Below are 5,844 nucleotides of genomic sequence, written 5' to 3'. Positions count from 1 at the left end.
AAAATCACTAACTAAATATATCTGTTTTCATTTTATTTTTTTTGTAATCTAAGTTATTTCCCAACAACTCTATTAAATAATTTTTCCTCTTGGGATTTACTAGGATATGCCCAACCTCCCTTAGACCAAGGATCGTTCATCCAAGAATAACTGATGGAACTCACCTGATAATTAGTAACCCCAGGTAGAATCTGTTTCCATTGCTGTAGTAATTGAGCTAATCTAGCATCTTGGTCAAGAGCATCCATAGCTAGAGCCATTTCCCCCTTTAGATAGGAATGTAAAATCCCTGTTTTTCCTGGAGTATCCCAAGTGGGTTGCCACAGTTCTTCAGGGCGATCGCTTAAAAAACCCCAACCATTTAAACCTTCTTTTTCCCAGAAACGTTCAGGAAATTCTACAAACATTCGAGTAGAAGGGCGATAGTTATAACCCCCAGAAAAAGCAATCTGTTTTAGAGGAGACAGTGGCGGATTAAAATTAATCTGTCCTAGCACTGGCAATGGTACAGTACAAAGCACAAAATCTCCATTGTACTCTAGCCCAGATTTACAAAAAACCCGAACACCTAGAGATGTTTGCTCAATGCGAGTAACCGCATCACCAAGATTAATTTTTTCAGTTAGAGCTGTAGCAAAAGCTTGTGGCAACATATCTGAACCCTTGCCAATCTTAGTCGTTTCAAATATTGGGAATTGTGAGAAAGCTTTGGTTAAGTCATCAGCAGAAACTAAAGTACGTTTACCATCTTTCCACCTAATGTAAAGCCCTTCTCTTGGATAAAAAGGCTTCAGTTCTAGACCAAAATGTTGAACATAGGCAAGGGTAAGATCGTGAGTTGAAGGGATTCTTGACGCTCCTGCTTCTACAAAATGTCCTTCACTAAAATCACCGCGCAGGGTTAAAACTCTACCGCCCACTCGATCGCGTGCTTCTAACACTGTTACTTTATGACCAACTGCTGCCAGCTCGTATGCTGCTACCAAACCAGACACCCCTGCTCCTACAACTATTACTTTTTGAGGTGGAAAACCTGATTCTAATCCTCCTGGAGTTCTTGAGTTTCTGGATTTAACTTGAGCACAGGCTTTTGTACCAACAAAGGTTAAGCCACTAAGCAATAAAAATTTACGGCGATTAAGTTTCAACATAATAATAGTTACTCTAAATCAATAACAATTATTTTATCTCATTACCAAAGCCAAAAAATTGTGTACCTCACGAATGGAAAATGCTATAAATACCTCAAATGTAGAAAAATTTTCTAAATTTTTATAGTAGTGCCGTGTCAAGCTTGAAAATGTGGATTAAGAAACCTAACCCCCCAACCCCCTCTCCTACGAGGAGAGGGGGTTGGGGGAGAGGTCTTTGCTTGTTGCTCACTTCACTTCTAACACACCATTTTAAGCTTGACGCGCCAGTAGTCAAAAAACTAGAGCGGGCAAATAAATATTCACCCACCCTAAAAACTCTCTTACAAATAGATAATTAATAATTAGATATAGTTTTCATTATCAATTATCAATTATCCATTATCAATTAATTATTCTATCCCTTCTATCCGATCCTCCACTTGCTGATACAACTCACGCAACTTATCCAAATTACTCTCACTGGTCTCCCAATAACCGCGACCGTTCACTTCCAAAAGTGTAGTCACCATTTTCCGGAATGAATGCGGATTCAAATTCAACAACCGCTGCTGCATCTGCTCATCCTTTATAAACGTCTCATTCACATCTTCATAAACCCAATTATCCACGGCACCTGCAGTCGCACTCCATCCCATGGTATTCACGAGACGCTTTGACAACTCCCGCACTCCTTCATAACCATGAGACAACATTCCCTCATACCACTTAGGATTCAACATTTTTGTCCGCGCATCCAAACGTACTGTCTCTGACAAAGACCGCACTTGAGCATTCGCAGTCGTCGTATCCGCAATATAAGAAGATGGTTTTTTCCCATCATCCCGGAGAGTCGCGACAATTTTTGTCGGATCGGAATCAAAATAATGACTCACATCTGTCAAACTAATTTCCGACGAATCTAAATTCTGGAAAGTCGCGTCCGCAGTTTTTAACGCTGACTCAAACACTTTCCGGTTATCCTCCATCATTCCTGGGTTATCAGAATTAAACGCGAACGACTTGCGCTTCAAATACATTTCTTGTAATTCTGACTCATCTTCCCAGGTACTATTCTCCACTGCCAAATTAACGTTAGCAGCATAAGAACCGGAAGCATTAGAAAATACCCGCGTTGCAGCTTGACGTAAATTTACTCCTAAATCTTCCGCTTGCTTGAGAGCGTGCTTACGGACAAAATTCATTTCTTCCGGTTCCTCTGCTTCTGCTGCCATTTTCACAGCTTTATCCAAAAGGTTCATTTGATTGATAAATAAATCTCGGAATACACCGGAACAGTTAATCACGACATCAACGCGCGGACGACCTAATTCTTCCAATGGAATTAATTCCAACTTATTCACCCGACCCAAAGCATCAGGAATAGGTTTCACACCTACCATCCACATTACCTGAGCAAGAGATTCGCCGTAAGTCTTAATATTGTCAGTTCCCCACAACACAACAGCAATAGTTTCTGGATACTGCCCACCATTTTCTTGCATCTGTCGCGCCAATAAACGGTCAACTACAATTTTTGCCGACTTAACCGCAGCAGCAGTAGGAATAGACTGGGGGTCGAGGGCGTGCATATTCTTACCAGTCGGTAACACATCGGGGTTCCGAATAGGGTCGCCACCAGGTCCGGGTAAAATATATTCCCCTTCCAACGCTCGCAACAGAGAACCCAACTCGTTATCAGCACAAACCTGCTCTAAGCAAAATTCCAAATATTCAAACAGAGGTTTAATAAGTTCGGCATCAACATCAGGAAAACCTGCCGTTTCCAGAGCTTCTATCCAAGGCACTTTTTTCATCATGTTGAAGAAATTAAGTTTGCTCACCATAGAAACTCGACCTTCAGCATCAGTTTGTTGTTGTACCAAAGCAGCAACAGCAGCACGAGTCGCTTCCGTAATATTCTGAACTAACTCCACATCTGCCAAAATACCCAGATTATTATTTTGGTAAAGTTCCTCAATATCGCGGTTGAGACTGTTAGCAATGATTCGAGGCAACCCAGTTATTCCTTCCTCTTCTCTGTCGAGACTAGCAATATTTACCAAAGTAGCGATCGCCTCTTCTGAACTAGGAGGTTTACCAATAATGTGCAAACCACAAGGCAACAACCGAGACTCAATTTCCATCAGTCGGCGATAAACATCACCTACAATTTTATCCCGTTCCTCAGCAGTCAACTCCTGAGCATCTTTTTCTGGCAGGGTAACATCCTGGTCTAAGTTCACCATCCGACACTTATCCATAATAGTGTTGACAATGGGAACACCCCGACCGCTATCTTTCAAAGTTTGATAGGAACCGATCAACTCGTTCAACTCCTGCAAACCTTTATATAAACCAGCATTTTCCGCAGGGGGAGTTAAGTAAGAAATAGTCTCTGCATAACTCCGACGTTTAGCAATAGTCGCCTCACTAGGATTATTCGCTGCATAATAATAGATGTTGGGAATGCTACCAATGAGATTATCTGGATAACAATCTCCAGACATTCCAATTTGCTTACCAGGCATAAATTCGAGAGAACCGTGAGTACCGAAATGCAGCACTGCATCAGCTTTCCAGATTTGTTCTAAATAAGTATAGTAAGCAGCAAAACCATGATGAGGACTTGCGGAACGGGAGAACAACAACCGCATGGGGTCTCCCTCATAACCGAATGTTGGTTGTACTCCGATGAAAACGTTGCCGAAGCTCTTACCGTAAATTAATAAATTTTCGCCGTCGCTATTCAAGTTTCCTGGAGGCGGACCCCAATTTTCATGTAAACGTTCTGAGTATGGAGTCAGACGTTCGTATTCGGCAACTGACATCCGGTGAGCAATATTCAACTCTGGACTTTGATATTGAGCAGTCGCATCGTGAATAACTTCCTTCATCAACTCTTCTGCGGACTCTGGTAAGTCTTGAATATCGTAACCATTGCCTTTGAGTCCTTTGACTACTTCATAGATAGAACCGAAAACATCTAAATATGCAGCAGTACCAACATTTCCTTTATCTGGTGGGAAACTGAAAATAGTAATAGCAACCTTTTTATTCAGTTTAGGTTTACGTCTAAGAGTTGCCCACTTGAGAGCGCGTTGAGCAACAGCTTCGATCCGGTCTTGGAGAGCGATCGCTTTTCCAGTAGCTCCATCTCGCCCAGACATAATAATAGGTTCGATCGCTCCGTCTAGTTCGGGAATAGCTATTTGCAAAGCGACTTGTATCGGATGCAAACCAAGTTCGCTTTCTTCCCATTCTTCGGTAGTTTGGAAAACCAGAGGCAACGCTACCATATATGGTCTGTTCAACCGTTTCAAGGATTCGATCGCCTTCGGATGGTCTTGTCTCGCAGGTCCGCCAACCAGTGCAAAACCAGTCAAAGAAATAACAGCATCTACTAATGGTGTAGGTTCAACTCCCTTAGCAGCACTTTCCCAGAAATAAGCATCCACTGGTTTGGAAAAATCTAATCCTCCAGCAAATACAGGTACAACTCGCGCTCCCATTGCTTCCAACTCTTGCAACATGGCAACGTAGTGAGCATCATCTCCTGTAACCAAGTGGGTACGCTGCAAGACTAAACCAACACAAGGAGCGAGGGGGTCTTTCAAATCTTCGGAAATATCTTTGCGGTCGTTGTACCATTTGAGATATTCTGTGACATCCTCAAACATTTTAGGTGCGAGGGGATGCCAAACACCCATATCAGGGTAAACTACTGGTTCCACATATTGAAGAGAACTGTTTTTCTGATCCTTGAAAACATATTTGTCTGCCAACATCAGCAGGAAGTTTTGCAAGTTTTCAGAGGAACCCCCTAACCAATACTGGAAACTGAGCATAAAGTTGCGAGCATCCTGTGCCTTATCAATAGGCATATATTTCAACACCTTCGGCAGAGTTTGCAGCAACTTCAACATTCCATCTTGGAAAGAAGAGCCAGATTTTTCCTTACGCTTCCGCATAAATTGAGCGATCGCGCTCTTACTCTGACCTAATTGGGCCATTGAAAAGCTGCCCATTTTATTCAGGCGCATTACTTGAGGCATGGAAGGAAAGACAACTGCAACGTCCAGTTTGTCACGGTGGGGGGTAACAGCCTCCACTACTTTTTCGGCCAAGTCTTCAATGAAAATTAGGGAAGCGATAAAGATGTTAGCTTCAGAAACTTCTTTTTTAAAATTTTCGTAATTTTGAGGGTCTCTTAATTCTTCTATTAAATAGCCACTTATTTCTATGGCCATATTAGGATTTTTTTCGTTAATAGAACGTACTGCTCCAGAGAGGGCACTTTGATATTGTGCTTCTAGAACGATGTATACGACCTTTAAGAGCGATCGCCCTTTTAAGTCTTCTGGGACAATGTGGCGAACGGCGGGTTTAACAGATGTGAACATTAAGTATTGCTCCTTGAGCATAATTGCTGATACTTAATGAGTATATTTACCAGAAAATGTGAAAAAAAGGTAGGGTAAGTTTTTGTTTTGATACAATTCTATAAGAAATTTGAAATTTTCCGTTACATTTATTGACAAAATGCCGAGTTTATAATCTAAATTTTGTCATAAAAATTAACTTGACTTTTTGATATAAATATGTATATCAAGAGAAGTAGATTATATAGCAACAGCCAGGGCGATTAGGACATAGACTGATGATGAATCAAAGACCACGGAAACACTTTTCCCACTGTTCCCTGTTCCCTGTT

The 5,844-nt window shown here is 41.5% G+C and carries 2 protein-coding genes; both read right to left on the bottom strand.

What is annotated here, in order from left to right; genetic code table 11:
* Positions 1–53: 53 nt before the first annotated feature.
* A complete protein-coding gene (locus AFK68_RS43830) occupies positions 54–1,151 on the bottom strand; it encodes an FAD-dependent oxidoreductase (RefSeq protein ID WP_094673339.1) in 1,098 nt (365 codons plus the stop codon).
* 392 nt (positions 1,152–1,543) lie between these two features.
* A complete protein-coding gene (locus AFK68_RS14025; protein ID WP_094673340.1) occupies positions 1,544–5,533 on the bottom strand; it encodes a magnesium chelatase subunit H in 3,990 nt (1,329 codons plus the stop codon).
* Between the last annotated feature and the right edge of the window lie 311 nt (positions 5,534–5,844).

The sequence above is a fragment of the Hydrocoleum sp. CS-953 genome, from assembly GCF_002260545.1.
GTDB lineage: Bacteria > Cyanobacteriota > Cyanobacteriia > Cyanobacteriales > Microcoleaceae > Trichodesmium.
The sequence above is the reverse complement of the archived record's forward strand: the minus strand, read 5'-3'. Positions and strand labels throughout refer to the sequence as shown.